27 protein-coding genes and 2 pseudogenes are annotated in these 26333 nt (G+C 69.0%); 17 read left to right on the forward strand and 12 right to left on the reverse strand.

Features of this window, described 5'->3' with window-relative positions; genetic code table 11:
• Window positions 1-191: 191 nt before the first annotated feature.
• Entirely contained in the window at window positions 192-1307 is a 1116-nt protein-coding gene (locus ACFHPP_RS26500) for a LysR family transcriptional regulator (RefSeq protein WP_437166248.1), read from the reverse strand.
• Between the two features lie 376 nt (window positions 1308-1683).
• On the opposite strand from ACFHPP_RS26500, the pseudogene ACFHPP_RS26505 reads away from it, so the two are divergent.
• Window positions 1684-2151, forward strand: a pseudogene (locus ACFHPP_RS26505) (DUF2306 domain-containing protein); the annotation flags it as partial.
• 97 nt (window positions 2152-2248) lie between these two features.
• Here the strand turns inward: ACFHPP_RS26505 and ACFHPP_RS26510 are convergent.
• The gene (locus ACFHPP_RS26510; protein ID WP_437166249.1) at window positions 2249-2974 is read right to left on the reverse strand and encodes a hypothetical protein; all 726 of its coding nucleotides are present in this window, start codon (window positions 2972-2974) and stop codon (window positions 2249-2251) included.
• 13 nt (window positions 2975-2987) lie between these two features.
• Between ACFHPP_RS26510 and ACFHPP_RS26515 the strand changes: the two genes are divergently transcribed.
• The gene (locus tag ACFHPP_RS26515) at window positions 2988-3176 is read left to right on the forward strand and encodes a hypothetical protein (protein ID WP_437166250.1); all 189 of its coding nucleotides are present in this window, start codon (window positions 2988-2990) and stop codon (window positions 3174-3176) included.
• Window positions 3177-3189: 13 nt separating this feature from the next.
• On the opposite strand, the gene ACFHPP_RS26520 is transcribed toward ACFHPP_RS26515, so the two are convergent.
• Both ACFHPP_RS26520 and ACFHPP_RS26525 read right to left on the reverse strand, forming a co-directional pair.
• Window positions 3190-3489 carry a MauE/DoxX family redox-associated membrane protein gene (locus ACFHPP_RS26520; RefSeq protein WP_437166251.1) on the reverse strand — a complete coding sequence of 100 codons (300 nt, stop codon included), beginning with the start codon at window positions 3487-3489 and terminating at the stop codon, window positions 3190-3192.
• A gap of 21 nt (window positions 3490-3510) precedes the next feature.
• Window positions 3511-4002, reverse strand: a complete 492-nt coding sequence (locus tag ACFHPP_RS26525) for a glutaredoxin domain-containing protein (protein WP_437166252.1) — start codon at window positions 4000-4002, stop codon at window positions 3511-3513.
• 107 nt (window positions 4003-4109) lie between these two features.
• Between ACFHPP_RS26525 and ACFHPP_RS26530 the strand changes: the two genes are divergently transcribed.
• Entirely contained in the window at window positions 4110-4487 is a 378-nt protein-coding gene (locus ACFHPP_RS26530) for a MerR family transcriptional regulator (protein ID WP_437166253.1), read from the forward strand.
• A 431-nt stretch (window positions 4488-4918) separates the two neighbouring features.
• On the opposite strand, the gene ACFHPP_RS26535 is transcribed toward ACFHPP_RS26530, so the two are convergent.
• The 3 genes from ACFHPP_RS26535 to ACFHPP_RS26545 form a co-directional block, all read right to left on the reverse strand.
• Window positions 4919-5071 (reverse strand): hypothetical protein, encoded by a 153-nt coding sequence (locus ACFHPP_RS26535; RefSeq protein WP_437166254.1) that lies wholly within the window; start codon window positions 5069-5071, stop codon window positions 4919-4921.
• A gap of 170 nt (window positions 5072-5241) precedes the next feature.
• Window positions 5242-5802, reverse strand: coding sequence for a pyruvoyl-dependent arginine decarboxylase (locus ACFHPP_RS26540; protein WP_437166255.1), 561 nt, complete (start codon window positions 5800-5802; stop codon window positions 5242-5244).
• Between the two features lie 86 nt (window positions 5803-5888).
• Entirely contained in the window at window positions 5889-6245 is a 357-nt protein-coding gene (locus ACFHPP_RS26545; protein ID WP_437166256.1) for a hypothetical protein, read from the reverse strand.
• Between the two features lie 329 nt (window positions 6246-6574).
• On the opposite strand from ACFHPP_RS26545, the gene ACFHPP_RS26550 reads away from it, so the two are divergent.
• Both ACFHPP_RS26550 and ACFHPP_RS26555 read left to right on the forward strand, forming a co-directional pair.
• Entirely contained in the window at window positions 6575-6742 is a 168-nt protein-coding gene (locus tag ACFHPP_RS26550; RefSeq protein WP_437166257.1) for a hypothetical protein, read from the forward strand.
• A 618-nt stretch (window positions 6743-7360) separates the two neighbouring features.
• A pseudogene (locus ACFHPP_RS26555) lies at window positions 7361-7405 on the forward strand (hypothetical protein); the annotation flags it as partial.
• A 189-nt stretch (window positions 7406-7594) separates the two neighbouring features.
• Here the strand turns inward: ACFHPP_RS26555 and ACFHPP_RS26560 are convergent.
• The 3 genes from ACFHPP_RS26560 to ACFHPP_RS26570 form a co-directional block, all read right to left on the reverse strand.
• The gene (locus tag ACFHPP_RS26560) at window positions 7595-8332 is read right to left on the reverse strand and encodes an alpha/beta fold hydrolase (RefSeq protein WP_437166258.1); all 738 of its coding nucleotides are present in this window, start codon (window positions 8330-8332) and stop codon (window positions 7595-7597) included.
• A gap of 198 nt (window positions 8333-8530) precedes the next feature.
• A complete protein-coding gene (locus ACFHPP_RS26565) occupies window positions 8531-9298 on the reverse strand; it encodes a DUF3489 domain-containing protein (RefSeq protein ID WP_437166259.1) in 768 nt (255 codons plus the stop codon).
• A 378-nt stretch (window positions 9299-9676) separates the two neighbouring features.
• Complete coding sequence (locus ACFHPP_RS26570) at window positions 9677-10543, reverse strand: MurR/RpiR family transcriptional regulator (protein ID WP_437166260.1); 867 nt, start codon at window positions 10541-10543, stop codon at window positions 9677-9679.
• A gap of 141 nt (window positions 10544-10684) precedes the next feature.
• Here ACFHPP_RS26570 and ACFHPP_RS26575 point away from each other — a divergent pair, with 141 nt between their 5' ends.
• From ACFHPP_RS26575 to ACFHPP_RS26595, 5 genes are read left to right on the forward strand one after another with little or no spacing between them, the layout of a single operon-like run.
• Entirely contained in the window at window positions 10685-11815 is a 1131-nt protein-coding gene (locus ACFHPP_RS26575; protein ID WP_437166261.1) for an ABC transporter ATP-binding protein, read from the forward strand.
• Window positions 11808-12746 carry a carbohydrate ABC transporter permease gene (locus tag ACFHPP_RS26580; protein WP_437166262.1) on the forward strand — a complete coding sequence of 313 codons (939 nt, stop codon included), beginning with the start codon at window positions 11808-11810 and terminating at the stop codon, window positions 12744-12746. The genes ACFHPP_RS26575 and ACFHPP_RS26580 overlap by 8 nt, the downstream gene beginning before the upstream one ends.
• On the forward strand, window positions 12739-13554 hold the full coding sequence (locus tag ACFHPP_RS26585; RefSeq protein ID WP_437166263.1) for a carbohydrate ABC transporter permease: 816 nt from the start codon (window positions 12739-12741) through the stop codon (window positions 13552-13554). Before ACFHPP_RS26580 ends, ACFHPP_RS26585 begins: the two co-directional genes overlap by 8 nt.
• 26 nt (window positions 13555-13580) lie before the next feature.
• The gene (locus ACFHPP_RS26590; RefSeq protein WP_437166264.1) at window positions 13581-14876 is read left to right on the forward strand and encodes an extracellular solute-binding protein; all 1296 of its coding nucleotides are present in this window, start codon (window positions 13581-13583) and stop codon (window positions 14874-14876) included.
• Window positions 14877-14887: 11 nt separating this feature from the next.
• The gene (locus ACFHPP_RS26595) at window positions 14888-15694 is read left to right on the forward strand and encodes a phosphodiesterase (RefSeq protein WP_437166265.1); all 807 of its coding nucleotides are present in this window, start codon (window positions 14888-14890) and stop codon (window positions 15692-15694) included.
• A gap of 266 nt (window positions 15695-15960) precedes the next feature.
• On the opposite strand, the gene ACFHPP_RS26600 is transcribed toward ACFHPP_RS26595, so the two are convergent.
• Window positions 15961-16857 (reverse strand): LysR substrate-binding domain-containing protein, encoded by an 897-nt coding sequence (locus ACFHPP_RS26600; RefSeq protein ID WP_437166266.1) that lies wholly within the window; start codon window positions 16855-16857, stop codon window positions 15961-15963.
• Between the two features lie 185 nt (window positions 16858-17042).
• On the opposite strand from ACFHPP_RS26600, the gene phnA reads away from it, so the two are divergent.
• From phnA to ACFHPP_RS26635, 7 genes are read left to right on the forward strand one after another with little or no spacing between them, the layout of a single operon-like run.
• Window positions 17043-18278: a phosphonoacetate hydrolase gene (gene phnA / locus ACFHPP_RS26605; RefSeq protein ID WP_437166267.1), complete on the forward strand. Its 1236-nt coding sequence runs from the start codon at window positions 17043-17045 to the stop codon at window positions 18276-18278.
• The gene (locus tag ACFHPP_RS26610; protein WP_437166268.1) at window positions 18275-19570 is read left to right on the forward strand and encodes an alkaline phosphatase family protein; all 1296 of its coding nucleotides are present in this window, start codon (window positions 18275-18277) and stop codon (window positions 19568-19570) included. The genes phnA and ACFHPP_RS26610 overlap by 4 nt, the downstream gene beginning before the upstream one ends.
• Entirely contained in the window at window positions 19563-21101 is a 1539-nt protein-coding gene (locus ACFHPP_RS26615) for an ABC transporter substrate-binding protein (protein ID WP_437166269.1), read from the forward strand. The genes ACFHPP_RS26610 and ACFHPP_RS26615 overlap by 8 nt, the downstream gene beginning before the upstream one ends.
• Before the next feature lie 2 nt (window positions 21102-21103).
• Window positions 21104-21952 (forward strand): ABC transporter permease, encoded by an 849-nt coding sequence (locus ACFHPP_RS26620; protein ID WP_437166270.1) that lies wholly within the window; start codon window positions 21104-21106, stop codon window positions 21950-21952.
• The gene (locus ACFHPP_RS26625; RefSeq protein WP_437166271.1) at window positions 21949-22860 is read left to right on the forward strand and encodes an ABC transporter permease; all 912 of its coding nucleotides are present in this window, start codon (window positions 21949-21951) and stop codon (window positions 22858-22860) included. Before ACFHPP_RS26620 ends, ACFHPP_RS26625 begins: the two co-directional genes overlap by 4 nt.
• Window positions 22857-24476 carry a dipeptide ABC transporter ATP-binding protein gene (locus tag ACFHPP_RS26630; RefSeq protein ID WP_437166272.1) on the forward strand — a complete coding sequence of 540 codons (1620 nt, stop codon included), beginning with the start codon at window positions 22857-22859 and terminating at the stop codon, window positions 24474-24476. The genes ACFHPP_RS26625 and ACFHPP_RS26630 overlap by 4 nt, the downstream gene beginning before the upstream one ends.
• Before the next feature lie 18 nt (window positions 24477-24494).
• Window positions 24495-25370 (forward strand): transglutaminase domain-containing protein, encoded by an 876-nt coding sequence (locus ACFHPP_RS26635; protein WP_437166273.1) that lies wholly within the window; start codon window positions 24495-24497, stop codon window positions 25368-25370.
• A gap of 664 nt (window positions 25371-26034) precedes the next feature.
• Here ACFHPP_RS26635 and ACFHPP_RS26640 read toward each other — a convergent pair.
• Window positions 26035-26333 (reverse strand): transposase (locus ACFHPP_RS26640; RefSeq protein WP_437166274.1); only part of this gene is annotated, 299 nt, incomplete at its 5' end.

The raw sequence follows: 26333 nt of genomic DNA on the forward strand, positions 1-26333 counted from the left end.
GGCACATGGGCGGTTTGATGTGCCCCAGTCCGGATGATGGCCTGCCGACACTCTTGTTCGGCGGCTATACCCCAGAAATGAGCATCGCCCTCAGCGCCGGCTATGAGAATGCTGAAGCGTTCAGCCGGCTCTGCGCGCGGCGCTTTTCGGCCGCCGGCTTCCTGATGACCATCCCTCTGCGCCGCATCAAGTCAGCGCTGCAACGACAGCGCATCGCTAAGCAGGTCAAAGACCACCCGCACGCGTCGGCTGGTGTGCAGTTCCCGATGTGTGACGAGCCAGATAGGGAAGACGATGGGCGCCGCCTCGGGCAGCACACGGCATACCCGTGGCTCCGCATCGCCCACAGCCTCTGTGTTGAAGCCGATGCCCGCGCCCTCCTTCACCAGTTCCCAGTGCACCAGGTAGCTGTCCACATGCACCGGCACTTGGCGCACCGTCGCATGCAGACCAAAGGCGCGCATGCCCTCCATGAAGTCAGAGGTTTCGCCAAAGCCCACGAACTCGGCCTGCGTCAGATCATCCCAGGCCCGGGGACGGCCCAGCTTGCTGAGATAGCCCGGGGTTGCGTAGGGGCGACCCCGGTCCTCCCCCACCTTGCGGGCGATCAATTCCGGCTCACGCGGGTCGAAGTTGCGGATCGCGATGTCGGCCTCGCGCCGCAGCAGATCGACCGTGCGACTGGTCGCGCGCATTTCCACCGTGATGCCCGGGTATGCCGCGCGCAGCCGAGCAATGATGGGTGACAGGACGTGCGCCGCACAGGCTTCGGTGGCGGTAATCCGAATCGGGCCTTCGATCCGCTGCGACTGGCCGGTGGCGGCCAGAGCCAAGCGGCCGGCGGCCTCCCCCATCGTGCGCACGTGCTCCAGCAACGCCCCGGCGGTGGGTGTGAGCACGAGGCCACGACCGGCCCGCTCGAACAGGGCGACACCAAGCTCACGCTCCAGCGCTGCGATCTGGCGGCCGAGTGTCGGCTGAGTAAGGCCGAGCGCCCGCGCCGCGGCGGAGAGTGACCCCGCCTCAGCGGTGGCGAGGAAGGCGCGGATGCGGTTCCAGTCGAGCTGCGTGACATTCCAATCCATGCATCCTTGTATGCGTAATGACCGGATTTCGCTAGTTCCACGCGCATTGCTGTATGAGTAGGTGACCAGCGTCACAACGCCGGAGAGGAGCCAGTCATGCACATTCGACCCTTCGCCGCCCTCGCGGCCGGGCTTGTCCTCCTGGCCGGATGTGGGGCCACCATCAGCCAGGACGGCCTGGAGCAACGCACCGCTCAGGCCATCGGTCGAACAGTCGGCCAATTCGCCATCTCCGACCGCGGCGAGGAGACCGGGGGCCGCATCAACTACATTGTCACCACGCGGGACGGGGCGGCTTACCGCTGCTACCTGTACGGGGCCACCGGCCTCCAAAATGCCGTGACCTTCGGGCAGACACCGCATTCCGATGCCATCTGCACCGCCATGGCTGTTGGCCAGCGCGGGAGCGGCAATGAGGGGCCCGCCGCCACAGGCCAACGTGGTCGAAGCGACGGCGGCGCTTGCAATGCGTTGTCGCGGGCAGCGGGGCGGTGCTGAACTGTCATCCCAGAAGCGCGAAGGTGCCATGATCCGCGCCTTCGCCCGACCGGTTCCGCTTGTCCTGGCCCTGGCCTTCTTCACCTTCATCCCGGTGATGATGGCCGCTGTCCGCGTGGTGCAGATCCCGCTTGGTGCATTGCTTGGGGACAGCCTGCGGCTGGCCTCCGCCCCCGTCGCTTTCTCCCTTCACGCGCTCGCGGGCGTGCTGTTCGGCGTACTCGGCCCGCTGCAGTTTGTGCGCGCCCTTCGTCGCCGGTTCGGCACTCTGCACCGCCTGACCGGGCGGGTCTTTGTGCTTGCGGGAATGGGGTTGGCGCTGTCGGGGCTGGCGCTGCTGCTGCAGGTCGAGAGCATCGCAACCGGGCTTCTGGATGCCGCACGCGGGGTCTTTGGCCTGGCGCTGATCGCAGTGCTCGTGCTGGGCGTGGCGGCGGCGCGGGCGCACGCCATGCCTCGACACCGCGCTTGGATGATCCGCGCATATGCCATCGGCATGGGATCGGGAACCGTCGCGCCGGTCATGTTCCCCGTCTACCTGATCAGTGGAGAACCGCCGACGGGGTTGACCACTGACATCGTGGTTGTCGGCATGTGGCTGCTCACCATCGCTGTGGGTGAATGGGTCGTCCGGAGACTTGCATTCCCCGGACCATCGCAGCCCGTCACGGCACCCGCCGCTTCGTCACCTCCACCGACAGCGTCGCCGCCGCCAGGTCGAAATTGGCCGCAGAGATGTTCCGCGCCATCACCCGCACCGTGTTGTTCGACCACACTGCCTCATCGAGTTCGATGAACCGCGTCGACGACACCAGCGACGCCGATGCCAGATCGCCCGCCCGTGCTCCGTTTACGGTAACGTCGAGCAGTGAGGTCGCCCCCGGCGCGAGGCTCGGCAGGTCCCAGGACACCTCGGCGGCAAACTCCCGCCGGCCTGAGCCGAACAGCGCCCCTGTCAGCAGCGGCGTGCCATTCAGCACCGCCGGCGCGGCTTCCGGCAGCCCGTAGAGCCGGAGCGATTGCAGGTCGATCGGCCCATCGAAGCCGATCACCCCGACCTGCGCATAGGCCACCGCCGTGCTGACGCGGATGGTCTGCCGCCGATTGAAGTTGGCATCATCCATCGGCGCGCCGGCATTCCATCCCTTGGCCGGTCCGTTCCACTGCATGGTGGTGATAGACGCGAGCGCATCACCAGCGATGTCCTCCCACACATTCCCCGCCCCATCGAACACCCGCACGAACAACCGCCCGCCCGCGGCGCCGCTTGTCAGCCAGTGGGCCAGCGCGAATTCCTTCGCCTGAGAGGTGTCGAGCATCCACCCCAGCCCGCGGTTCGCCGCCAGCGTCACGGCGCGGTCGGTCGGCGTCAAGTCGGTCAGCCCGTTCAAGCAGAAATCCGGCATGAAGGTCGCGGTGGTGGTCGAGGTGGCGATGGTGATCAGCCCCTCCACCCCGACCTCCGTCGCCGACTGGCGGAACGCCCCCGCGCGCGTGTTCGGCACCCCCGCGAGAAAGCGCTGGAAGCGCAATGCCGGCGCCCGGTGCCGGTTGATCACCGCATTGCCGCAGCGGTTGGCCGTCGCCGGGTAGTCGGAGCGGCGCGTTACATCGCGTGGCCCGCGCCGGTCACCAATCCGAAGGCGGCAAGCGCCATCCACACCGCCATGGCAATCATCATCAGGTTTTCGGTCAGCGAGATGAAGCCGAGGGGGACGTTGCTCGACCCGCCGACGCAGGCGCATTTGAGCTCGCGCCGGTCGATGTAGACGGCCTTGAACACCGAGGCCGCGCCAATAGTGCCGATGAAGAGTGCGACCGGTACCGAAAGCCAGGTGAGTGCCCCCGCAACCATCAGCACACCTGCGAGGCCCTCCGCGAAGGGGTAGATGTAGGAGTAGGGCACCCACCGCTTGGCGAGCAGGTCTTAGTTCAGAAACATCGTGGAGAAGCTCTCGATGTTCTGGAGCTTCAGCAGCGCCAGCACGACCATAGAGAAGCCGATGAACCACTCCGCCGCGCGCATGGTGAAGGGGTTGCCCGTCACGGCATGGCTCGCCGCCATCGCCATCAGCGCGGTCATTGCGAACAGCGCGACGACCGGCCGGTAGCTGGTCGCCTTCGGATCCGCGACAGACTTCCCAAGGAACCTGCGCAGGTCGTCGTAGCCGCCGACGCGCTCGGCCCCAATAAATACCTGGGGCGTCGTCGCCACGTCATGCTGTTCCTTGAAAGCGTCGGTCTGTTCGCGCGTGGTGAGGTGGTGGTCTTCCACCTCGTAGCCGGATCGCTCGAGCAGATCCCTGACTTTGAGGCCATAGGGACAGGTGTGCCCTGGCATCACCATGCGGTGGATGGCCGCCTTCTTCGGCATTTTAGAGCGGCTCGATGCGGCGGAAGGGAGGGTTGTAGCCGACATGTTTGGTCTCCTTGAAATTCGGTCGGCCTGAATATAGGTTCCGTACCATGGTACGGAGTCAAGAGGCGAAAATGCTTCCCCGCGGCATGCCCGAAATGGTTGGATCCATGACGATCGGTGAGCTTGCCACCGCCGGCAGCGTGGGCGTCGAGACAATCCGTTTCTACCAGCGCAAGAACCTGCTCCGGGCACCCGTGCGAGGAGGCGGGATCCGGCACTACGACGAAGCGGATCTGCGCCGCCTACGGTTCATCAGGCAGGCGCAGGCGGCGGGCTTCACGCTGGAGGGGATCGGCGAGCTTCTGGACCTGGATGCCGGCGATGACCGCAGCCGTGCCCGCGAGCTTGCGAAAGCCCGCATCGAGGCGCTGGACAGCAAGATCGCCGACCTCCAGCGCGCCCGGGACGCCCTGCGACGACTGGCGAGGGAGTGCGCCGAGGGAAGTGCCGGGCCGTGCCCCATCTTGGCTTCCTTCGACATTTGAAGCTGGCGGGGCATCTATCTCGGCGTTTGCCCCAACCCAGACTCGCATCATCATTCACCAGACTTTCGCGTAATCGCTGGCCGCTTGCTGGTTCCGCAGTACCACCGTCAGCATCCGCCTCGCCGTGGCGCTAAACGCGGCGCGGAATCGAAGCTGCAAGTCTACTTGGCGCTGGCCAAGACGCCGATCGGAGGGCCCGCTGGGGTGGAGGCCAGCGTGGTGATCGGGGTGCGGCTGCCTCCGCTGCTGCGGCTTGCGCGAGCTCAGCCCGGGTGACGGCCTGCGCCTCGGCCAGTAGCGAGCGGGCGTGGAGGCGACCTTCTATTTCCGCGCCGCCTTCAACGCCACCGCAAGGCGCATGATGACGACAGCGCTCAGGAGCGATCAGGCGACAGCGGTACCCGTGAGGCAGGGTGCTTCGTCGGCGCCAATCACGCGACCAGGAAGGCAACGACGAGCCCGATCACCACGAGAACCAGCGAGGCGGCGAGAATGTAACGCACCGGGTACCGTGTGGTGCCCTGCCGCGCTTGCGTGGCTGTGAGCTTGGGGCCGCTGGGCGGAGTCTGGTCTTCCGGCTTCATCGTTCGCCTCGTGAGGTTGTCTGTCCTCTCAATATCGGCGGGGGCGGCGTATGGCTCCGCCACGATCCCGCGATCGGCCTGATCGCCTTGGCCGCCGCTGAGGGAGAGAACGGTAGCGTACGATCTCGCCAGCAAGCCAGCGAAGTCCGAGCGCCAGTCCCTCGAGGCAGCTACGCCGGCAGCTCGAAGCGGAAGACCGCTGCGGCGATTGCGCAGGTCCAGAGTCCGTCCGGGTGGCCCTGCGCTTCGGCCGTGATCGACAGGCTGTCCACGATGAGGTCGCTCATCGCATAGATGCGCCGGCGCTCGTCCCAGGCGGCGTCCGGATCGAACTCGATACCGAGCGTCGACGCCAGCATGCTGGCGGCCAGATCCTCGGCCTGTTCGCCACTGGCGGCGCCGGTCAGGCCGAAGCCGTGCAGCTCCGAGATGTAGCCGTACATGGCTGGGTCGGTCGGCCGCGCAAGGCCGATGCTGGCATGCAGCAGCCGCCCGGATTCGGCGGTCTCCACCCGAGCCAGGACGCAGAAGGTGATCTCGCCAGGGCTGAGCGTGCTGACCCCGACGTCACGCTCGATCAGGGCGCAGCCCGGCGGCAGGATGGACGACACCGAGACAAGGTTTTGCTGCTCGATGTCCGCGTCCCGCAACGCGAGCTCGAACGCGGTGAGTTGGTTGCGATGGACGCCGGTTCCCGTGGTCAGGAACACGGCCCTCGGGATTGGAAACATGCAGACCTCCTGCGCGACAGCCGCGACGCGCGTTGCAGACACCGCTCCGCACAGATCAGCCTAGCCGCCAAGGGTCCCGACGCGGATCACGTGGAGGTGCCCACGCCATCTGCGGCACCACGGCTTGGCGAACTGCCAGCCTCCATGCGACCGATTTGACAGTTCACCCGCTTCAGAGCCTGGCCGAAGACCTGCTGCTTCGTGACGGTGCCGGTGTTGTCACGCGCCGCGGCGACCCCCCGGGCCTCGCCCTTGCCGCGCATCTCTCGCCGTTGCTGCTGGGCGACGTCACGCGCCTTGTCGCGAAAGGTGCGAAGCAGGTGACGCGTCTCTGCCAGATCCTCCCGGGACAGTTTGGCAATTGCAGGGTGATGGGTGCGGTCGACCACCTCCCGCTCGCCCTGTGCGAGTATCCGCTGCTCGGCTTTCCGTGCGATCGACATTTCGGAGCTGTCCTCCCGACCCATAGGTTCCGCTGCGCGATGCCGCATCCGCCGAGTAGGGCGGCCGGCCAACCCGGGCAGATGTATCCACTCTAGGAGGTTTTGTCTGCGCCCCGAGCGCCTGCCGAACAGCGGCACCGAAGCCGTGCAGCACTACTGGCGGAGCCAATCCCGAAAATTGATCGCCACGGTAGAGCTCGACTCAAAACTCTCCATTCCGGCGCATGGGCTGATCGCGTGCGCTCCGCTGCTGAGGCAGCACGCAACGCCTGACGCACCCATCCTGCGCCCTCCTCGGATCACCCAAAGGCAACTGAACGGAGCACCGCATGCTGGCCCTCGACATCCCTGTCGAGCTGTACTGGCTCGACCTGCCGCGCAGTGTGCGGGTGGAGATTTGCCCCGTGACCACGGCCGTCATGGCCGCCGCCCAGGCCTCGCGCAGCGCCGGCTCGTATCCCTGCGCGAGGCCGACGCCAATCTCGACCCCGACATGACCTGCGGCCTGGCCTCCGCCTTCCGAGGCAGGGCGATTGCCCGCCACGCTGTCACCACCTGGGAGGGTGTCCGCGACGCGCCGCTAGCATGCCGTTGCCGCGCTCGCCCGAGGCCGGCAAGCGCCTGATCGATATGGATGAGACGGCTGCCGCCTTCTGGAACCGAGCCACCGGTCCGGTCGCTGCCGTGGCGCTGGAGCTCGCGCCGAATGGCACTTCGGCTCGCTTTCTGACTACTGCCGCGGCTGCGTCGCACTCGACCGAAACTACGGCCTCGCCTGCCCCAACTCCGCCCACGCCCCCGCCCGTTTCGCGGGCGCCGCGGCCTGAGCGGCGGGCACCACCTGCGGCACCGCTACGGTGGCCAGCCTCGACCTCGATATGCCGGCCGCGCTCGCCACCGTCTGCGACCTTGGCGCCTCAGGCTGGGCGGCAGCCGAACTGATGCTGGCCATGCGCAGGGGCCACGCCGCCGACAGCGCCGCTGGACGCGTGGATCCCCCAGACCCAGACCGGTCACTGGCAGTGTGCGCGCGACCAAGCTACGCCCTGCGCATCTTGAACAGCAGCGACGAGGATGTGGCGACGTTGCACAGCGCGCATAATCCCGCGGAATGCATGCGCCGCTCGATCATCAACAACAGCGTTGCGGGCGAGGCGATCAATGATTCCTTCTTCGGGAGCGGCACCACGCTGATTGCCGCGGAGGTGTCGGGGCGGGTCTGGCACGCGGTGATTGGCAAAACCTCACCGGCAAAGCCGCGGTGCTGGCGGGTGAGGATCGGGTGTTTCGGGATGTGGCCGCGGAGCGCGGGATGCAGGGGAACGCGCAGAGCGTCGCCTGATGCATTGTTAACCGGTGCTGTCCAAAATCAGTCCCGTGGTCTCGCCCGGCTTGTCCCAGTGCGGGAAGTGCCCACAAGCCTCGAACCAGTGAAGTCGGGCATCCGGGAACAGTGCCTTAGCGCGGCCTGCCTGGACCGGGAAGCACACACGGTCCTGGCGGCCCCAGCCGATCACCAGCCTGCCGGGAAGGGATCTCGGTGCCGCGCCCTCCTGGGGTGGTCCATAAGCGAGGCTGCGCAGCAACTCGTCGAAGGAGGGCGCGGCCGCGTAGCTGCGCATCTCCTCGAGTGTCACCACCGGTGAGAGCCGCCAGGGCCGCGGTGAAAATTGCGGGAACAGCAGCGTCCGGCCAATCGCGCTGCCGGTGATGGCCGGCATGATCGGCTGCAGCAGCCGGACCAGCCGGATCGACACCGCGATCGAGGTGTAGAAGAACCGGCGCTCCCATCCCTGCCAAAAGCCGCCGGGGTTGAGCGAAACGGTGGACCCCACCACGCCGCGCCGCGCTAGCTCCAGCACGAGCCGCGCGCCCATCGAGCTGCCAACGACATCGACCCCCGTCAGGCCCTCGGCGGCGAGGAACTCGGTGACCGCCCGGGCGAGCGTGTCGATGGACACCTCACCCTGCACAGGCGGGCTCTTGCCAAATCCGGGGAGATCGACCGCGATGACCTCTCGCTCCCGGGCAAGGTCGTGGAGGATTGGCCCCCAGGATCGCCATGAGCCGCCCAGGCCGTGGATCAACAGCAGGGGCCTTCCCCGGCCAAGCCGAACGGCGCGCATGGCACTCAACTGCCGTACGCGACGCTGACAGTGGTTTCGTTCTTGGACGGCATCGAGCGGCTTCCCTGTTGCAGACGAACCTTTAACGCCGGCCGCTACCTGTATGTTGCCCGACCAGCCAAGATGGTGGCTGCGGCGGCGCCAGGCGCCGCACCCTACTCAGCCTCCGATGCGGTAGATCGTGTAGGACCCGCGGGCGCCTTCCTTGTTCAGGCCGACTTGGCGGATGCGCTCCATCACCTCGGCCGCGTGGCCCTTCTTCTTGAGCACCGCGAAGAAACCGCGGACCGTGTGCTGCGCCCAGCCGGTCGCTTCGGCGATCTGCGCGACGGTGGCGCCCTCGGGCCGACGCAGCAGGGCCAGCACCGCGGCCTGCTTCGTGCCCTCGCGCGGCTGGCGAGGGGTGTCTGCAGCCTGAGATGCGCGGGCCGGCCGGCCGGCGAGGATCGCGCGCAGGGAGGCCAGGGCGGCGTCGAGAGGCTGGGAGGCTTCCCAGGCGGCAATCACGGCAGCAGCGGCGGTCCGCAATTTGACCCGGCCTGCGGGCGCACCCTGCGACGCTGAGGCCGCCTGTGGGGCCAGGCACCCGCTGTCGGGGACATCAGCCCGTTCGGTGTCACCATGAGGCAGTTTCGGCGCGGCTGCCTCCAGCCGAGCGTCAGTCGCCGTCGGCGCCGGCTTTAGGCCGATGGCGGCCAGGCCATCGTCAGTGATCCGCAGCGAGACCCAGCCGCCCTTGTCGTCCTGGCGCCAGCTGCGACCGGCATGCTCCGGTGGCGCCGGCACCTCGGCCAGCAGGCAACCCTTCAGCATGCTGCGGAACACGCCGTTGCGCGCTGCCGCGGGGATCTTCGGCAGCGGGGCGAGCCCCGCCTCGTGCTGCGCTGCCTCGCGCAGGATCAGCGACTGGGTGTGGGTCAGCGTCATGGTGGTGGTCTCCCGCATCGGGCGCCGAGGATCGGGCCCTACCACCAGGCGCCCCGCCGAGATGAACCCGGCCGAGGCGTGACCAACGCTTCGCTCTGAAGGCGATGGAAGCCAAGCGCGTTCTGCAAGCGATGTTGCCGACTCTCAAACGGCCACCGCGGCTCCGGGCTAGGTGCAGAGGCCACTGACCAGGTCTCCCCTCCGAGGGGGAGTTTTGAAATCAGACCCCCACCCCCCGGTCGCCTTGGAAATCGACTCCGGGGGACAGGGAAGCGCGCGACCAGCCAGCGCCGGCTCGGCCGCAGGACCGTCGGGACGCTGATAAGACGCTAGGACTTCGGACAGGCTGGCCTGCAAGCCACCCGCCGGCCGCCACTTTCAGTAGCGCTTCAGGGCCAGCACCTCGCCGGCCCGGCGCAGGCTACCCACCGCAGACGGCAGATCGGCCAGCGCCACCACAGCCACCAGCGCATCGATCACCGCGAGCTGCGCGATGCGGCTCGTCATCGCTTCGGTCCGCAGCCGCGTCTCCCGCGCCTTGGTGTGCAGCACGACCTCGGCGTGCCGCAGGATCGGCGAACGCCCGACATTCGTCAGCACCACGGTCCGCGCCCCGGCCTCCCGCGCCAGCCGCGTCGCCAGCACCGTCTCCTGGGTGCTGCCGGAGTGTGAGACGGTCAGCACCGCCACATGCGGCCCGGCCGAGGCGGCGGCAATCGCCTGCACATGGCTGTCCGTCGCCGCGCGGGCGTCGAGGCCGAGGCTCATCAGCCGCGTCGCCGCATCGAGCGCGACCGGCGCGGCGGAGCCGATGCCGTACACCTCCACCCGCTGCGCCCCGCGCAGCAGGTCGGCAGCCCGGCGCAGGGCAGTGGTGTCGAGCGCCGCGAGCGTGTCGCGCAGCGCGCCCTCCGCCGCTGCGAACACCTTACGCGCCACGGTCGCTGGGTCGTCATCGGCCTCCAGATCCTCGACGATCACCTCCGGCGCGCTGACCAGGCCGCGCGCCAGCTCGATCTTGAGGTGCTGGAAGCCGCGCACCCCGAGGCTGCGGCAGAAGGCGACAACCGACCCCTCCGAGGCCGTCGCTCGCTCCGCCACCTCGGTGACCGAGAGGTGCACCACCTCCTCCGGCGCGGCGAGCACCACATCGGCGATGCGTGCGGCCGCGGCCGGAAGGCCTGGGCGGCGGGCGCGAAGCCGGGCGAGGAGGCCGGGCGGTTCCGACGTGCGGGAACGGGGCATGGCCTCGATATGCCATCGGCGCCCTAACTGAACTATTCTCAATTTTTACTTTTCGTTCTGTCGAAGCGAATTCATCAACCCGTCACGCCCCGCACCCTCCCGCTGCGGCATACCGCGCCGGTCTACGGAGGGTGGGACCGCATGGCGAGCGTGGACCTGATCGGCATCCGCAAGCGCTTCGGGACGACCGAGGTGCTGAAGGACGTGTCGCTCTCCGCCGCCGATGGCGAGTTCCTCGCGATCCTCGGCCCCTCCGGCTGCGGCAAATCGACGCTGCTGCGGGTGCTGGCGGGGCTGGAGGGCGCGGATGCCGGGGAGGTGCGGCTCGGCGGCCAGGATGTCGGCGCGCTGCCGCCGAAATCACGCGACCTCGCCATGGTCTTCCAGTCCTACGCGCTCTACCCCTACATGACGGTCGCCGAGAATATTGGGCTGCCCTTGCGGATGCGTCGCCTCTCGGCGTTGGGCCGCGCGCCGCTTCTCGGCCGGCTGCTGCCCGCGGCGCGGTTGGCGGAGCGCAGCATTGCGGAGGATGTGGCGCGGGTGGCCGCAGGCCTCGGGCTCGATGGGCTGTTGCACCGCCGGCCGGCGCAGCTCTCGGGCGGACAGCGCCAGCGCGTGGCACTCGCTCGCGCCATGGTCCGCCAGCCCGCCGCCTTCCTGATGGACGAGCCGCTGTCGAACCTCGATGCACGGCTGCGTGGCGAGGCACGGGCGGAAATCGTCGCCCTCCAACGCCGCCTCGGCGCCACGGTGCTCTACGTCACCCATGACCAGGCCGAGGCCATGGCGATGGCAGACCGCGTCGCGGTCATGCAGGGCGGCCGCGTGCTGCAGGTGGCGCCGCCGCAATCGCTCTACGACGATCCGGCCAACCTCGAGGTTGCGCGCTTCGTCGGCTCGCCGCCGATGAACGCCCTGCCAGCCTCGATCCCGCCGGATGGGCGCCTGCGCGTGGCCGGCATCGCGCTGCCCTTCCTCGCGGCGCCAGGTGCCGCGGCGCCGCTGACGCTGGGCATCCGCCCCGAGGCACTGCGCCCCGCCGCCGAGGGCATCCCGGCGACGCTCGCCCGCATCGAGCGCCTGGGCGCGGAGGCGCTGCTCTATGCGACGCTGCCGGACGGCGCGCCGGTCATCGCGCGCGTGACGACGGAGGAGGCCACCCGCATCCGTACGGGCGAGGCGCTGCGCTTCGATGTCCTGCGCGCCTTCCTGTTCGACCGCGACGGCGCGCGCGCAACGCTGCGCCTGCCGGAACACGCCCTTGTCTGAGGCCGCGCTCCCCTTGGCCCTTGCGGCGCCCACGCCCCGCGTGCTGCCGCGTCCGGGCGCGCGGGCCGAGGCGGTCGCGGCCTGGCTGCTGGCCATGCCCGCCCTGCTGCTGATGTGGGCGATGCTGCTCGGCCCCGCGGTCGCCGTCATCCTGCTGTCGCTGACGGATTGGAGCCTGGGCGAGCCGGAGATGCCCTGGCATGGCCTTGGCAACTACGTGGAGATCTGGGCCGACCACGTCTTCTGGACCTCGCTCCGCAACACCGCGATCTATGTCGGCGTCTCCGTCCCCGCGACCGTCGCGCTGGGCCTCGGCGCGGCGCTGCTGATCGAGGGGGCGGGGCGCGGCCGGGCCTTCTACCGCGCCGCCTATTTCCTGCCGGTCGCCTCCACCCTGCTGGCGTTGGCGCTGGTCTGGGAATTCATGTTCCACCCGCGCGTCGGCTTCGTGAACCAGGCGATCGCGCTGGTCGGCATCCCGAAGCACGACTTCCTCAACGACCCGGACACTGCGCTGCTGGCGCTGGCCGCCATCGGCATCTGGCAGAATCTCGGCCTTGCGATGGTCCTGTTCATGGCCGGGCTGACGGCGATTCCGCGCGACCTGTACGAGGCGCTGGCGATGGACGGCGCCGATGGCGTGTGGGAGCGGTTCCGGCGGGTGACCTGGCCGATGCTGGGCCCGGCGCTGGTCTTCGTCGTCGCCATCACCACGATCCGGTCTTTCCAGGTCTTCGACACGGTTGCGGTGCTGACGGATGGCGGCCCCAGCAAATCGACGGAGGTGCTGCTCTACACCATCGTCGAGAACGGCTTCACCTATCTGCGTTCCGCCTACGGCGCTGCGCTGACCGCGATCTTCCTGGCGCTGACCATCCTGCTGACGCTCGCGCAGACCTGGCTGCTGGACCGGAGGGCGCATTATGGTTAGCGCCGTCCTCCGCCATGCCATCCTGCTGGCCGGTGCGGCCATCATGCTCGCGCCCTTCATCGTGATGGTCGCGATTTCGCTAAAGCCGCCGGGCGAGGTCTTCGCGCCGGTCTTCACCCTGCTGCCGGAGCGTTGGTATGCCTTCGAGAACTACCGCGAGGCCTTCACGCGGGTGCCGCTGGCGCGCTTCCTGCTCAACGGTTTCCTCGCCACATTCCTGATCTTCACGGCGCAGCTGCTGACCGCGCTGCCCATGGCCTATGCGCTGGCCAAGCTGCGTTGGCGCGGGCGCGAAACCTCCTTCGCCCTGGTGCTGCTGGCGCTGCTGATCCCGCCGCAGGTGCCGGCGATACCGCTGTATATCGCGATGTGGCAGCTCGACCTGCTGAACACCTTCGCCGCGATCATCCTGCCCTCCACCGTCTCCGTCTTCGGCATCTTCATGATGCGGCAGTTCTTCCGCACCGTGCCGGACGATCTGATCGCCGCGGCGCGGATGGACGGGCTGTCGGAACTCGCCATCGTCTGGCGGATCATGCTGCCGACGGCGCTGCCCGCCGTCGCGGCCTTCGGCTGCCTGTCCTTCATCTGGAACTGGAACGAGTTCTTCTGGCCCTACATCGCCGTGCAGCAGGAGCATCTGATGACGCCCCCGCTCGGCATCGCCTTCTTCTCCAACGCCGAGGCGGGCACCGCCTTCGGCCCGCTGATGGCGGCGGCGACCGTCGTCACCGCCCCCCTCGTCCTCGCCTTCCTCCTCGCCCAGCGCGCCTTCGTGCAGGGCGTGACGATGACCGGCGTGAAGTGATCCGTCCCAACCACAGGAGCCCTCCGATGACCCTCAGCCGTCGCACCCTGATGCAGTCCGGCCTCGCCGCCGCCGCGCCGCTCGCCCTGCCGGGCCTGGTCCTCGCGCAGTCGCGCGGCACGGAGATCACCGTGCAGTATTCCGCGCCCGCGCTGTTCCGCGAGCTGAAGGAGGCGCTGGCCACGGAGTTCATGCGGGCCAATCCGGACATCCGCATCAGCTACCGAGCGCCGGAGGCCGCCTATGAGGAGCTGCTCCAGCGCAACCTGCGCGACGCCGTCACCCGCAACCTGCCCGACGTCGCCTTCCACGGCCTGTCGCGCGTCCGCACGCTTCAGGAGCGGAACATCCCCGTCGATCTGCGCCCCTTCCTGCGCGACGATCCGGAGACGGCGGCGCAGGGCTATTCGCCTGAGCTGCGGTCGCTCGGCGAGGTCGCCGGCGGCCAGTACCTGATCGGCTATTCGCTCTCCACGCCGATCCTCTACGTCAATACGGACCTCGTCCGCCGCGCGGGCGGCAACCCGGATGCGCTGCCGACCGAGTGGGATGGCTGGATCGCCCTGGCGCGCAGCATCCGCGCGCTGAACCTGCCCGACACCAACGGCATGTTCTTCAACTGGCCGATCACCGGCAACTGGTCGTGGCAGGCGCTGGTCTTCTCGCATGGCGGCACCATGCTGACCGCTGATGAAAGCCGCGTCGCCTTCGGCGAGGCGCCTGGCCGCACCTCCGCCCGCCTGCTGCGCCGCTTCGTGGACGAGGCGCAGATGCCGGACATCCGCCCGCAGGTGATGTTCGCGGATTTCTTCGCCGGCCGTCTCGGCATCATGATGGAAAGCACCGCGCAACTGGCCCGCGTGACGCGCGAGGCAGGTGAGCGCTTCGCCATCAAGACGGCGCGCTTCCCGATCCCCGGCCCGAACCCGCGGCTGCCGGCCGGCGGCAATGGCGCGGTGATGTTCACGCGCGACCCGGCGAAGCAGGCCGCCGCGTGGCGCTTCATCAAATACGCCACCGGCCCGATCGGCGCGACGCAGATGGTGAACCATACCGGCTACATGCCGGCGACCACCATCCCGGCGCAGCGCGACGATCTGCTCGGCCGCTTCTATCGCGAGAACCCGAACTACATGACGACGATCCGCCAGCAGGATGTGCTGACCGGCTGGTATGCCTTCCCGGGCCAGAACGCGCTGCGCATTACCGACGTCATCAATGACGGGCTGCAATCCATCGTCGCCAAGCGCGCCGAGCCGGACGCAGCACTCGACGGCATGGTGACCGAGGTGCAGGCCCTACTGCCCCGCACCCGCGGCTGAGCCACAGGCGCGTGTCCCCGTTCCAGGTCATCCATCTGACGGACCTGCATCTGGTTCCGCCGGGCGAGCGCCTCTATGGCCTCGACCCGGAGGCCCGGCTGCGTGCGGCCGTCGCCTCCATCGCCGAACGACATGGCGCCGGCGGTGCGGCGCCGGCGGCGATGGTCATCATCACGGGCGACCTGGCTAATGACGGTCAGCCCGAGGCCTATGCGCTGCTGCGGGAGATCCTCCCCGGGCTGCCCTGCCCCTGGCACCTCATCCCCGGCAACCATGACGATCGCGCGGCTCTGCTGGCCGCTTTCCCGGATCTGCCGACCGATCCGGATGGCCATGTGCAGGCGGCGTTCGAGACGCCGGTCGGCCGCTTTCTCCTGCTCGATACGAAGGAGCCTGGCACCCACGCAGGACGGCTGGGCGAGCGTCGCCTCGCCTGGCTCGCGGCGCGGCTTGCGGATGACGCGTCGCCGGTCTTCCTCTGGCTGCACCACCCGCCGCAGCATGTCGGCATCCACGTCATGGACGGCTATTCCCTGACCGATGCCGCGGCGCTGTGGGAGGTGCTGCGCCCGCATCGCGACCGCATCCGGCACCTGTTCCACGGGCATCTGCACCGGCCGATGTCCGGAAGCTGGCGCGGCATCCCGTTCTCCTCCCTCGGCGGCACCAACCACCAGGTGGCGCTCGACCTGACGGTGCGTCCGGACGTCCCGGGTTCGCACGAACCGCCCGTTTATGGCCTGGTGCGCATCACCGAGGACGCCGTGGTGGTGCACATCCACGAATACCTCGACACAACCAACACCTTCAGCCTCTGAACTGCCATCGGCCCAGCCACCACCCGCGTGACCAGGATCCGGCACTACGGCATTATCTCGAAGCGAGCGCCGCCGTGGGCACCGCCAGAAAGAACGGTCCAGATCGACACCCCGAACCCGGCGTCCACCGCTGCTTCAACGCCTTCCCAGTTTCAAATCGCTCCCATGCGGCACACCTTTGATCAGGCGAGCCGCAGAGAAGGCGGAGGTCGTGCAGCGAGTTCCGCTTGCCATAGCCTGTCCGCGAGGCATCAGCGACGCGGCGACTATGCCGAAGCAATCGCGTGGGCCTCGATCTCCGTGTAAAGCCAGGTCAGAAATGGTGCCGCACGGTTCCGCATCGCGGCGGTTGCGGGCATGACGATGCTGTAGGCGGCACCTGGCACCGTGATGTCCGGCCACGGCGCCACCAGGCGCCCCGCAGCAACATCGGCCGAGGCCAGCACGGTCGGCGCCACGATCAGGCCCTCTCCGGCCAGCGCCGCCTCATAGGCAATGTAGAAATGCGCGAAGCGGCGGCATGGCTGGCCAAGACGCTGCACGGAGGCCGCGACGAGCCAACGGTCCAGGTCGCCGGATCGCGTCCCGCTTTCCAGCAGCGGCACTTGGTCCGGTACCATCGCGGGCGCCACCAGTGCCGGGGCGACGAAGGCGGACAGGGTCTCCCGCAGCAGCGACTGCGCCTCGTAGCCTGACGGCACGAAGCCGTCCCGGCGGATCGCGACATGGTGCGGAAGCGTCAGCCAATCGTCATGCGTGTTGGTTTGTCGCAGCGTCACCTGCAACTGCGGTGCAACGCGCTCCAGAAGATGCAGACGCGGAACGAGCCACTTCATCGCGAAGGTCGCCGGCGCAAGGACGCTGAGCTGCGAGCGCTCGCCCTGCTGTGGGCGGAGCGCCGCCAGCCCGTCGCCGATCTGCGCCATGCCGGCGGTGACCGACTGCGCGAGGCTGCGCCCGGCCTCGTTGAGCGTGATGTCTCGCCCATCCTCGGCGAAGAGCTTCAGGCCGAGCCATTGCTCCAATGCACGAAGCTGCTTGCGGACAGCGCCCGGCGTCACGTTCAGTTCGGCCGCCGCGGCGCTGCGGGAGCCGAGGCGCGCCGCTGCCTCGAAAGCCTCGATCATGCGAAGCGGCGGGCGAAGGCGCGAGGAGCGTGTCATCGTGATAAATCCGCGACCCATTCGTGACAGTGGCATGTCTGCACGACATATTGGCGCGCATCTGAAGAATATTCGTCACTCGACCACGCAGCCAGCTTGCGACATACACCGCGCCGAACGGGTGAACCGGAAGGGCGACGAGCGGCATGCAGGCTGGCGGAGTTCCACCGAATCGCGATATCTTGGTGAACGGGCGCAGCTACCGTCTTCCCACCGACGCCATCACCGTGATCTGCCTCGATGGGTGGGACCCGGCCTATCTGGAGCATTCGCTTGCTGCCGAGGAACTTCCCGCCATCGCACGCTGCGTCGCCGAGGGCTTCCACGGCCAGGCCGTCTCGGCGATGCCAAGCTTCACCAATCCGAACAACTTCTCCCTCGTCACCGGCGTGCCGCCCGCGGGGCATGGCGTGTCCGGCAACACCTATCTGGATCGCGCAACCGGCCAGACGGTGATGGTCACCGGCGACGCCGAGTTGCGCGCCCCCACCATCCTGGCCGCGCTGGCCAACGCCGGCGTGCCGGTCGCGATCGTCACCGCGAAGGACAAGCTGCGCCGCGCCCTGGCGAAGGGCCTGCCGATCGGCGCGCACGGCATCGCGGTCTCGGCGGAACGCGCGGCGGAGGCGCGGCTCGAGACGCATGGCATCGCCGACCTCCCCGGCCTGGTGGGCGCGCCGGTGCCGGAGCAATACTCTGCCGAACTTTCCTTGTTCGTGCTGGATGCGGGGCTGGCCCTGCTGCGGGCCGGCCGCGCCCGCTTCCTGTATCTGTCGCTGTCCGACTATGTCCAACACCGCCATGCGCCGGAGGCGCCAGAGGCGCGGGAATTCCTGCGCGCCGCGGACCAGCGCATCGGCGCGCTGATGGCGGAGGGCGCGCTGGTCGCCGCGACGGCTGACCACGGCATGACGGACATGGCGCAGCCAGATGGCAGTCCGCACATCGTGTTCATCGGCGATGTGCTGGAGGCGCATTTCGGCATCGAGGCGGCGCGCGTGATCTGCCCCATCGCGGACCCCTTCGTGCGCCACCACGGCGCGCTCGGCGGCTTCGTGCGCGTGTATCTGGCGGAAGGCGGCCCGACGCCGGAGGCCGTCATCGCCTGCCTGCAGCAGGTGCCCGGCATCCATCTGGCGATCACCGGCGCGCAGGCCTGCGCGCTCTATGACCTGGTGCCGGAGATGGAGGGCGACGTCGCCGTGTTCGGCGCGCGCGGCGTGGCGCTCGGCGCGCGTGCATCGGAACATGATCTCAGCCAGTTGGCCGGCGAGCGGCTACGCTCGCATGGCGGGCTGTTCGAACGCGCGGTGCCCTTCCTGCTGTCCCGGCCGCTCGATCCCGCCTGGCAGGCGGCGCACCCGGTGCCTCACAACTACGACATCTTCGATGCCGCATTGAACGGGACGCAAGCGCCATGACTCGCCGCGCCATCGTCGTCGTGCTCGATGGGCTGCGCCGCGACATGCTCGGCACCGAAGCCACGCCGGCCTTGGCCAGCTTCGCCGCCGCCGCCACGCGCTTCGCGGCGCATCGCTCAGTCTTCCCATCGGCCACCCGCGTCGTCTCGGCCTGCTTCGCCACCGGCTGCCTGCCGGCCCGCCATGGCCTAGCCGGCAACAGCGTGGCCCTGATGGAAAATGGTGGACTGGTCGCGCACGATGTCGGCCGCCCCGATTTCATGGATGATCTGCGCCGCCATCGCGGCCGGACCCTGGAGCTGCCGACCCTGGCGGAGCGCCTCGCCGGCGCCGGGCGGGAGGCGATGGTTTTCTCCAACGTCTCGCCCGGTGCGGCCCGCGCGCACGACCCCGATGGGCATGGCTGGGTGCTGCATCGCGCCTGGGCGCATGGCCCCGGCCTGCGGCGCCTCGAGGGGGATGAGGCGGTCGCTGCGGTCACGCTCGATGCCGCTGGCGATGCGATGCTGACCGAGGCCTTCCTCTCCCGTGCGCTGGCGGGGCGGGAGGCGGCGCTGGGCGTGCTGTGGCTGGGCGAGCCGGATGCGATGCAGCATGCCGTGCCGCTCGGCGCGCCCCGCGCCATGGAAGCCATCGCCGCCGCCGATGCGCGCTTCGCCGAGGTGCGCGCCGCCGTCGCGACGCGGCGCAAGGCGGGCGAGGACATCCTGCTGGTGGCGTGTTCCGACCATGGCCACCAGACCGTCGAGGCCGTGGTGGATATCGAGGCCGAGTTCGTCGCCGCCGGGCTGAAGCGCGACGCGGCGGATGCAAGCCTGCTGTCCGTCTCGAACGGCACGGCGGCGCTGGTCTATCTGCATCCGGACCGCCTGGCCGATGCGAATGTGGTGCTCGGCTTCCTTGCGGCGCGGCCCTGGGCGGGTGGCGTGTTCAGCGGCCCGACGCTGGCGGAGATCGGGCACGCGCCGCGCGACCACCTCCTGTGCGCGGTGGCGATGGCAACGCGGCCGGCACCGAACGAATACGGCATCCCCGGCCTCGCCTTCGCTGCGCGGCCCGCCGGCGCCAAGCCGGACCGGCTGGGCTGCGGCCAGCATGGCGGGCTGGGCGAGGCCGAGCAGATGCCCTTCCTGATGATCGAAGGGGCCGGCTTCGCCGCCGGCACGACGCGCGATGCGCCAAGCAGCCCGATCGACTTGGCCCCCACCATCCTTCGGCACCTGCGTCTGCCCGGTGAAAACTGCGACGGCAAGGCGCTCCAGACACCCATAGGGGAGAACGACGATGACTGATGTTCCGCTGAACCTGCTGCGTCGCCACCTGCTGCTCGGCGGCGCCGCACTGGCCCTGCCCACAACGGCTGCAGCGCAGTCCGCGCCGCGCACCGGCACGCTGAAGGTGGCCTTCCTCGGCCTCGACACCGCCGACCCACATCGCCACACCGGCTCCATCGCCGTTCAGCAGGTCTATGTCGAGACGCTGACCTCGATCGCCGATGACGGCACGGTGAAGCCCTTCCTGGCCACCGCCTGGGAGATTAGCCCGGACGGTAAGCGCTACAGCTTCACGATCCGCGAGGGCGTGCGCTTCCACAATGGCCGCCTGCTGACCGCCGAGGATGTGCGCGCCAATGCGGTGCGCGTGCGCGACCAGGTGCGCGGCGGCTGGCTCTCCGCACCGATGCGCCTGGTCGACTCGCTGGAAGCGCCGGATGCGCGCACCTTCGTCATGACGATGAAGGAGCCCTACGGCCCGCTGCTCAACCTGCTCTCGGAGTTGTGGATCGTGGCGCCGGAAAGCGAGGGCTGGGCGCAGACCATCCGCCTGCCGATCGGCACCGGTCCGTTCCGCTTCGGCCGTTGGCAGCCAAATGTCAGCTTCCACGCGCCGGCCTTCGCGCAGTACTGGCAGCCCGGCCTGCCGCGCGCTGAAGCGGTGGAATTCTCGCTCCGCGACGACAGCGACCTGTCGCTGCCGCTGCGTGCCGGTGACCTGCACATCGCGCGCGTCGGCTATGACAAGCTGGCCTCCGTGCGCGCCGATCCAAATCTGGAAGTGCAGTTCATGAAGGATACCACCTGGTGGTTCTGGTCCTTTAACAACCGCAATCCGCGCCCGCCCTTCAACGACATCCGCGTGCGCCAGGCGGTAAGCTTCATGCTCGACAAGCCGGCCTACATGCGTTTCGTGGCGGGCGAGGCTGGCACGGTCACCAACCAGATGGCCGCCCCCGGGCAGTTCTTCTGGGACAAGGCGATGCATGACGCCGATGTGCACGCCGCCCCAAACGAGGACCGTGCCCGCGCCCTGCTAGCCGAGGCCGGCGTAAACCCGGCGAACACGCCCTGCCGCATCGTCTCCTGGCAGAACGCCTATTCCGAGATCGCCGTGCAGGCGATGCGCAAGCTTGGCTTCCAGGTGGAACATCTCGCCCTCGACGACATCGGCGCGCAGCGCCGGCTTGGCCAGTATGACTGGGACCTCGCCCCCTTCGCGTCCGGCCCGCGCGCGGACATCTTCCTGCGCTTCGTGCGGCTGATGTCGGATGGGCCGAATGTCGGCCTGTGGGGCGGCACGCGCGACGCCGAGTTCGACCGACTGGTTCAAGGCGCCATTGCCGCCGTCGATCTGGACGAGCGCCGGCGCCTGTATCTCGCCGCCTGGCAGCGCGCGCTGGACAACTACTACACCGTGGTCATCGGCCATGCGCCGGAGCCGATCGTGAACCGGCGCGACGTGACGGGCTACTCGCCCGGCTTCACCTGGGGCCAGCACCGCGTCGATGGCGGTCTTGCCTTCGGCGCGCTGACGGCGCGCGGCTGAGCATGTCCGCCAGCGCGATGGCGGCGCCGCGTCGCGCTGGCGGCATCAGCGGCTTCGCGCTCGGCCTGGCCATCCTCGGCCTTGCGCTGGTGTTCGCCATCGCCGGCCCGGGCTTGGTGCCGTACGACCCGCTGGTGCAGGAGCTGGCGGCGCGCAACGCGCCGCCGGATGCGGCGCACTGGCTCGGCCGCGACCATCTCGGCCGCGACGTGCTGGCGCGCCTCGCCGCGGGGACGCGCATCTCGCTGGCGGTGGCACTTGGCGCGACGGTGCTCGCGCTGCTGCTCGGCGCAGGGCTGGGGCTGGCGGCGGAGGCGCTGGGCCGCTGGCCCTCCTTCCTGGTCTTCGGCGCCTTCGACATGGTTCGGGCCATGCCCTCCATTTTGCTGGCGCTGACGTTGATGGTGGCGCTCGGCTTCGGCATCTGGCCGCTGATCCTCGCACTTGGCGTCGCCTTCGCGCCGCACATGGCATTGGTCGCGCGCGCGGCGTGGCGGCGGGAAAGTGCAACGGGCTATGTCGCCGCCGCGCGGGTGATGGGGGCCGCGCCGCTGGCGACACTCTGGCGCCATGTGCTGCCCAACATCGCTGGCGCGCTGGTGACCCAGGCTGCGATCATCATGCCACGCGCCATCACGACGGAAAGCGTGCTGTCCTTCTTTGGCCTGGGTGTCTCGCCGGAGACCCCTAGCTGGGGCCGCATGATCGCCGGCGCCTCGCGCTTCGCCGAGTCCGCGCCGCATGCCGTGCTGGCGCCGGTCCTGGCGCTGTGTGTCGTGACACTCGGCTTCGCGCTGGTCGGCGACCGTCTGCGCCTCGCACTCGACCCGCTGCGGGAGCGTGGCCGATGAGCTCCGCTCTCCAGGCCGGCCTGGGCCTTGCGCGCCAGGCGCTGCTGCTGGGCGGGATTGCGATCGCGGTGTTCCTGCTGATCCGCATCGTGCCGGGCGACGTGGTGGATTCCATGGCGCTGGAAGGCAGCCTTGATGACGAAGCGATTGCGGCGTTGCGCGTCGAACTCGGCCTCGATGCCGGGGCGCTGACGCAGTTCCGCATCTGGCTTTCGCGCGCGCTGGTCGGCGATTTCGGCAATTCGATGCGCTTCGACCGCCCGGCGGCAGAGCTGATCTTGGCGGCATTGCCGACCACGCTCGGCCTGGCGGCGCTGGCGCTCACCGCGGGGCTCGCGCTCGGCATCGGGATGGCGACCGCGGCGGCGCTTTGGCCACGCTCGGCGCTTCCCACCCTGGTGGAGGGGCTGAACCTCTGGTCGATCGCATTGCCCACCTTCTGCGTCGGGCTCGCCGCCATCCTGGTCTTTTCGGTCTGGCTCGGCTGGCTGCCGGTGATCGGACAGTGGCTTTCGCCGGTGCTGATCCTCGCGGTCGACATTGCAGGACAGGTCGCGAAGCCGCTGCATGAGGATTTGAAGGAGACCAGGACGGCCAGTCACATCCGCACCGCGCGCGCCAAGGGGCTGTCGCCGGCGCGCATCGTGCTGCGCCACCTGCTGCCCAATGCTCTGACCACGGTGGTCGCACTGGGCGGGCTGATCCTGGCCGGCATGATCGGCGGCGCCCTGACCATGGAGGTTCTGTTCGGCCTGCCGGGCCTCGGCACGCTGGCCTACCAGGCGATCTCGGGCCGCGACTATCCGGTGATCCAGGCCGTGGTGCTGGTCTTCGCGGCTGGCGTGGTGGTGGTGAACTGGCTGTCCGACGTGGCCCAGCGCAGCCTCGACCCGAGGCTGCGCCGATGAACGCGATCCCGCTGGTGGAGCTGCGCGACTACCAGGTTTGCTTTGGCGATATGACCGCGGTGGACGGCGTTTCGCTGACGCTGCACCCTGGTGCGACCCTGGCGCTGGTGGGCGAGAGCGGCTCCGGCAAGTCGCTGACCGCGCTCGGCATCGCCGGGCTGGAGCCGCCCGCGGCGCGGCTGTCGGGCAGCCTCAGGATCGACGGCGTGGAGATGCTGGGCGCACCGGAGCGCGTCTGGCGCGCACTGCGGGGCGCACGCATCGGCATGGTCTTCCAGGAGGCGATGGGCAGCCTCAACCCCTCCATGCGGATCGGCACGCAGGTCGCCGAGGCCATCGCCGCCCATCGCCGCCTGCCGAAGGCCGAGATCGCGCGCCGCGTCCTCAATGCCCTGGCCGAGGTCGGCCTGCCCGAGCCGCACAGCAAGGCGGCGGCCTTCCCGCACCAGCTTTCCGGAGGGCAGCAACAGCGCGTGATGATCGCCATGGCCCTGGCCGCCGACCCGGCGCTTTTGATCGCCGATGAACCGACCACCGCGCTGGACACGACGGTGCAGGCGCAGATCCTGGCGCTGCTGGTTGCGCTGCAGGCGCGGCGCGGGCTCGCCATGCTGTTCGTCTCGCACGACCTGGCGGTGGTCGAGGGCATCGCCCAGCAGGTTGCGGTGATGCAGCACGGCCGGGTGGTGGAGGCCGGGCCGACGGCGCAGGTCTTCGCCGCGCCGTCCCACTCCTGCACTGCGGCACTGCTGGCCAGCCGCCCCAGGGCCATCAAGCGTGCCAGCGCCGTCGATGCGGCGGCGGTGCCGGCGCTTGCCGTCCGCGACCTCGCCGTGGTTTTCCGACCGCATCGCGTGGGGGGCGCGAAGCTGCGCGCCGTGGATGGCGTCTCGTTCAGCATTGCGCCGGGGGAGGCGCTGGGCCTGGTCGGCGAGAGCGGTTCGGGCAAGAGCACGATCGCACGCGCGGCGGTCGGGCTGGTGGCGCCCGCATCCGGCACGATCCGCGTCTTCGGCCATGACCCGGCCGAATCCAGCGGCCGCAGGGCGATGGCCCGCGCCGTGCAAATGGTGTTCCAGGACGCCGCCGGCAGCCTGAACCCGCGCCTGACCATTGCGCAGATCCTGGCCGAGCCGCTGGCGGTCCATGCGCTGGCCCCACCGACGCAGCGCAGCGCCCGCGCGCAGCGGCTGCTGGAGGAGGTTGGGCTCTCGGCGCTGCATCTGGACCGCTATCCGCACCAGCTCTCCGGCGGGCAGCGGCAGCGGGTCGCCATCGCCCGCGCCCTGGCCGTCGATCCGCGGCTGCTGGTCTGCGACGAGCCGGTCTCGGCGCTCGACATGACGGTGCAGGCACAGGTGCTGGATCTGCTGGGCCGTATCCGGCGCGAACGCGGCCTCGCGCTACTGTTCATCGGCCACGACCTCGAAGCCGTCGGCGCCGTCTCGGAGCGGATCGCGGTGATGAAGGAGGGGCGCGTGGTCGAGATCGGCGCGGCTGATGACGTTCTGCAACGACCTGTCACCGCTTATGCGCAGGCCTTGGTCGCCGCCATGCCACGCCGTCTTGCGCGCGCAGTTGCCGCCCCGCCATTGCTCGCGACGGCGGGTACCTGAAACGAAGGAGTTCTCGCCTTGCCCACCGTCACCCTCGACCTCACCGATCCGGTTCCGCCTGGAGCGCCGCTGCTGCTGGCCCCCCGCTTTCCGGACGCCTTCGGCTTCCGCCTCGACAGCTTCGAGGTGGAGCATGGCGAGGTCCTGGACACGCTGAAGGCCACCAATTCGGCGCAGGAGGCCTATCTGATCCGCCCGACCGCGGCGCCGATCCGGCCCGTGCTGCGGTACCGCATGGAAGCCTTCGCCGGCGACCCGCCCGGCTGGATCTGGACGCCGCCGGCGACGCGCTACGTCGTGGCCTCGGACGAGCTGCGGAGCTTCGTCGCTGCGCTGGTCCGCGGGGCAGCCGACGAGGCCGAGGCGCTGCGGCGGATCGTCGATCACGCAGCGGACCATTTCTGGTATGGGCACGGCCCGGGAAGCCTGATGGAGGAGCGCAAGACGGTGCCGCTGCTCACCGGGCCGACGCGCGGGCATTGCCTTGACATGCATGGCTACTGCGTTGCCGCGTGCCTCGCCGCAGGCATCACCGCGGCCTACACGGCCGGCTTCTGGTTCAAGGCCGGCAGCGACTACGCGCCAGGGATGCATTGCTGGTTCGTCGCCAAGGTCGATGGCGCGATCGTCCATTACGACGTCTCGCACCAGTTGAAGCTGCCGACCTGGCCGGTGCTGCCCGGGCTCAATCCGGTCCCGGGCCTGCGCTTCCTGGCCGCCGCGGGCAAGGGTTTGGTTTTCCAAGTCAACGAACAGTTGATCGACCTGGCGCATTTTGCCAAGCCTGTCTGGGTGACAGAGGATGGGCGTGAGCACCATCCCGCGCATGCGCTGCTTCTCGATGCGAAGGTCCCATTTGCAGGTCGTCATTTGCCTGACGGGCTGGCTTGCTGACAGGCGGTCATGCAACGCGGGCGCCGTTAAAAGATGGCACAACGACCCTGCGCAACAGCGCAATGGAAAGGGGTGTGTGGGAGCTTAGCAACCCGACCCTAGCCGCCAGGTCCGGTGGCCACCCCAACCTACACCCCGGCCAACGCCGGATTTTCCACCATCTCCCCGGACACTCCCACTCCGCTGCGGCTAGGGACCGCCGCCTGCTTCAACGGTCGCCTACCTCCACGCTCAGAGAGCGTTCGATCCCGGTTCCTCTCCCTCCGCCAGGTCTGCATTGATTCGCACCGCGACGCTGCTTTTCGCTCTGGCTCGCGCATCCACCAGGTAAAGCATCGGCGCCGCGCGAAGCCGTGCGATGAGCGTATCGTTGATCCGGCGATGGTTTTAGTGACGGCCATACTGGCCACCACGCTTTCGTCAGCGGCGCGCTGATGGTCTTCGAGATGGACACTGGCGATGCGGTGGTGAAGGCGATCCGGCGCACCCTGGCGTCTGCGGCGAGCGCGGAAACGCAGCCCAGTGCGAGCAGGAAAACGGGCCAAGTCTTAATCGAGATCATCTTGAAAGTTTGACGGATCCACGTTCTGCGCATCCGTCATCGCGGCTACCTCTGTGGCTGTCTGCCTCGCCGATGTTCATGTGCTTTCCCTAGGGTCAGGACTCATTGCCCGAGCCAAAAGGTGACGGTGGCGGCGAGGGTGATGGCGCTGAAGAAGGTGTGGGCGCAGCGGTCGTAGCGCATGGCGATGCGACGCCAGTCCTTGAGCCTGCCGAACATGTTCTCGACGCGGTGGCGCTGGCGGTAGAGCGTGGGGTCGTGCGGGATTGGCACCTTCCGGCGGCGCGTAGACGGAATGCAGGGGGTGATGCCCTTGTCCTGCAGGGCGGCGCGGAAACGCCCGCTGTCATAGCCGCGGTCGCCAATGAGTTCTCGTGCGGGCGGCAGGTGGGGCAGCATAA

The organism is Falsiroseomonas sp. E2-1-a20 (assembly GCF_051433195.1).
Taxonomy (GTDB): domain Bacteria; phylum Pseudomonadota; class Alphaproteobacteria; order Acetobacterales; family Acetobacteraceae; genus Falsiroseomonas.

What these genes read in the sequence shown, in the direction of transcription:
- ACFHPP_RS26565 (WP_437166259.1), bottom strand. Translation starts at nt 9,298, where the DNA reads ATGACGCTGACCCACACCCAGTCGCTGATCCTGCGCGAGGCAGCGCAG.
- ACFHPP_RS26630 (WP_437166272.1), top strand. Translation starts at nt 22,857, where the DNA reads ATGAACGCGATCCCGCTGGTGGAGCTGCGCGACTACCAGGTTTGCTTT.
- ACFHPP_RS26585 (WP_437166263.1), top strand. Translation starts at nt 12,739, where the DNA reads ATGGTTAGCGCCGTCCTCCGCCATGCCATCCTGCTGGCCGGTGCGGCC.
- ACFHPP_RS26575 (WP_437166261.1), top strand. Translation starts at nt 10,685, where the DNA reads ATGGCGAGCGTGGACCTGATCGGCATCCGCAAGCGCTTCGGGACGACC.
- ACFHPP_RS26530 (WP_437166253.1), top strand. Translation starts at nt 4,110, where the DNA reads ATGACGATCGGTGAGCTTGCCACCGCCGGCAGCGTGGGCGTCGAGACA.
- ACFHPP_RS26600 (WP_437166266.1), bottom strand. Translation starts at nt 16,857, where the DNA reads ATGACACGCTCCTCGCGCCTTCGCCCGCCGCTTCGCATGATCGAGGCT.
- ACFHPP_RS26550 (WP_437166257.1), top strand. Translation starts at nt 6,575, where the DNA reads ATGCTGGCCCTCGACATCCCTGTCGAGCTGTACTGGCTCGACCTGCCG.
- ACFHPP_RS26610 (WP_437166268.1), top strand. Translation starts at nt 18,275, where the DNA reads ATGACTCGCCGCGCCATCGTCGTCGTGCTCGATGGGCTGCGCCGCGAC.
- ACFHPP_RS26625 (WP_437166271.1), top strand. Translation starts at nt 21,949, where the DNA reads ATGAGCTCCGCTCTCCAGGCCGGCCTGGGCCTTGCGCGCCAGGCGCTG.
- ACFHPP_RS26545 (WP_437166256.1), bottom strand. Translation starts at nt 6,245, where the DNA reads ATGTCGATCGCACGGAAAGCCGAGCAGCGGATACTCGCACAGGGCGAG.
- ACFHPP_RS26525 (WP_437166252.1), bottom strand. Translation starts at nt 4,002, where the DNA reads ATGTCGGCTACAACCCTCCCTTCCGCCGCATCGAGCCGCTCTAAAATG.
- ACFHPP_RS26590 (WP_437166264.1), top strand. Translation starts at nt 13,581, where the DNA reads ATGACCCTCAGCCGTCGCACCCTGATGCAGTCCGGCCTCGCCGCCGCC.
- ACFHPP_RS26540 (WP_437166255.1), bottom strand. Translation starts at nt 5,802, where the DNA reads ATGTTTCCAATCCCGAGGGCCGTGTTCCTGACCACGGGAACCGGCGTC.
- ACFHPP_RS26620 (WP_437166270.1), top strand. Translation starts at nt 21,104, where the DNA reads ATGTCCGCCAGCGCGATGGCGGCGCCGCGTCGCGCTGGCGGCATCAGC.
- ACFHPP_RS26515 (WP_437166250.1), top strand. Translation starts at nt 2,988, where the DNA reads ATGAAGGTCGCGGTGGTGGTCGAGGTGGCGATGGTGATCAGCCCCTCC.
- ACFHPP_RS26535 (WP_437166254.1), bottom strand. Translation starts at nt 5,071, where the DNA reads ATGAAGCCGGAAGACCAGACTCCGCCCAGCGGCCCCAAGCTCACAGCC.
- ACFHPP_RS26570 (WP_437166260.1), bottom strand. Translation starts at nt 10,543, where the DNA reads ATGCCCCGTTCCCGCACGTCGGAACCGCCCGGCCTCCTCGCCCGGCTT.
- ACFHPP_RS26615 (WP_437166269.1), top strand. Translation starts at nt 19,563, where the DNA reads ATGACTGATGTTCCGCTGAACCTGCTGCGTCGCCACCTGCTGCTCGGC.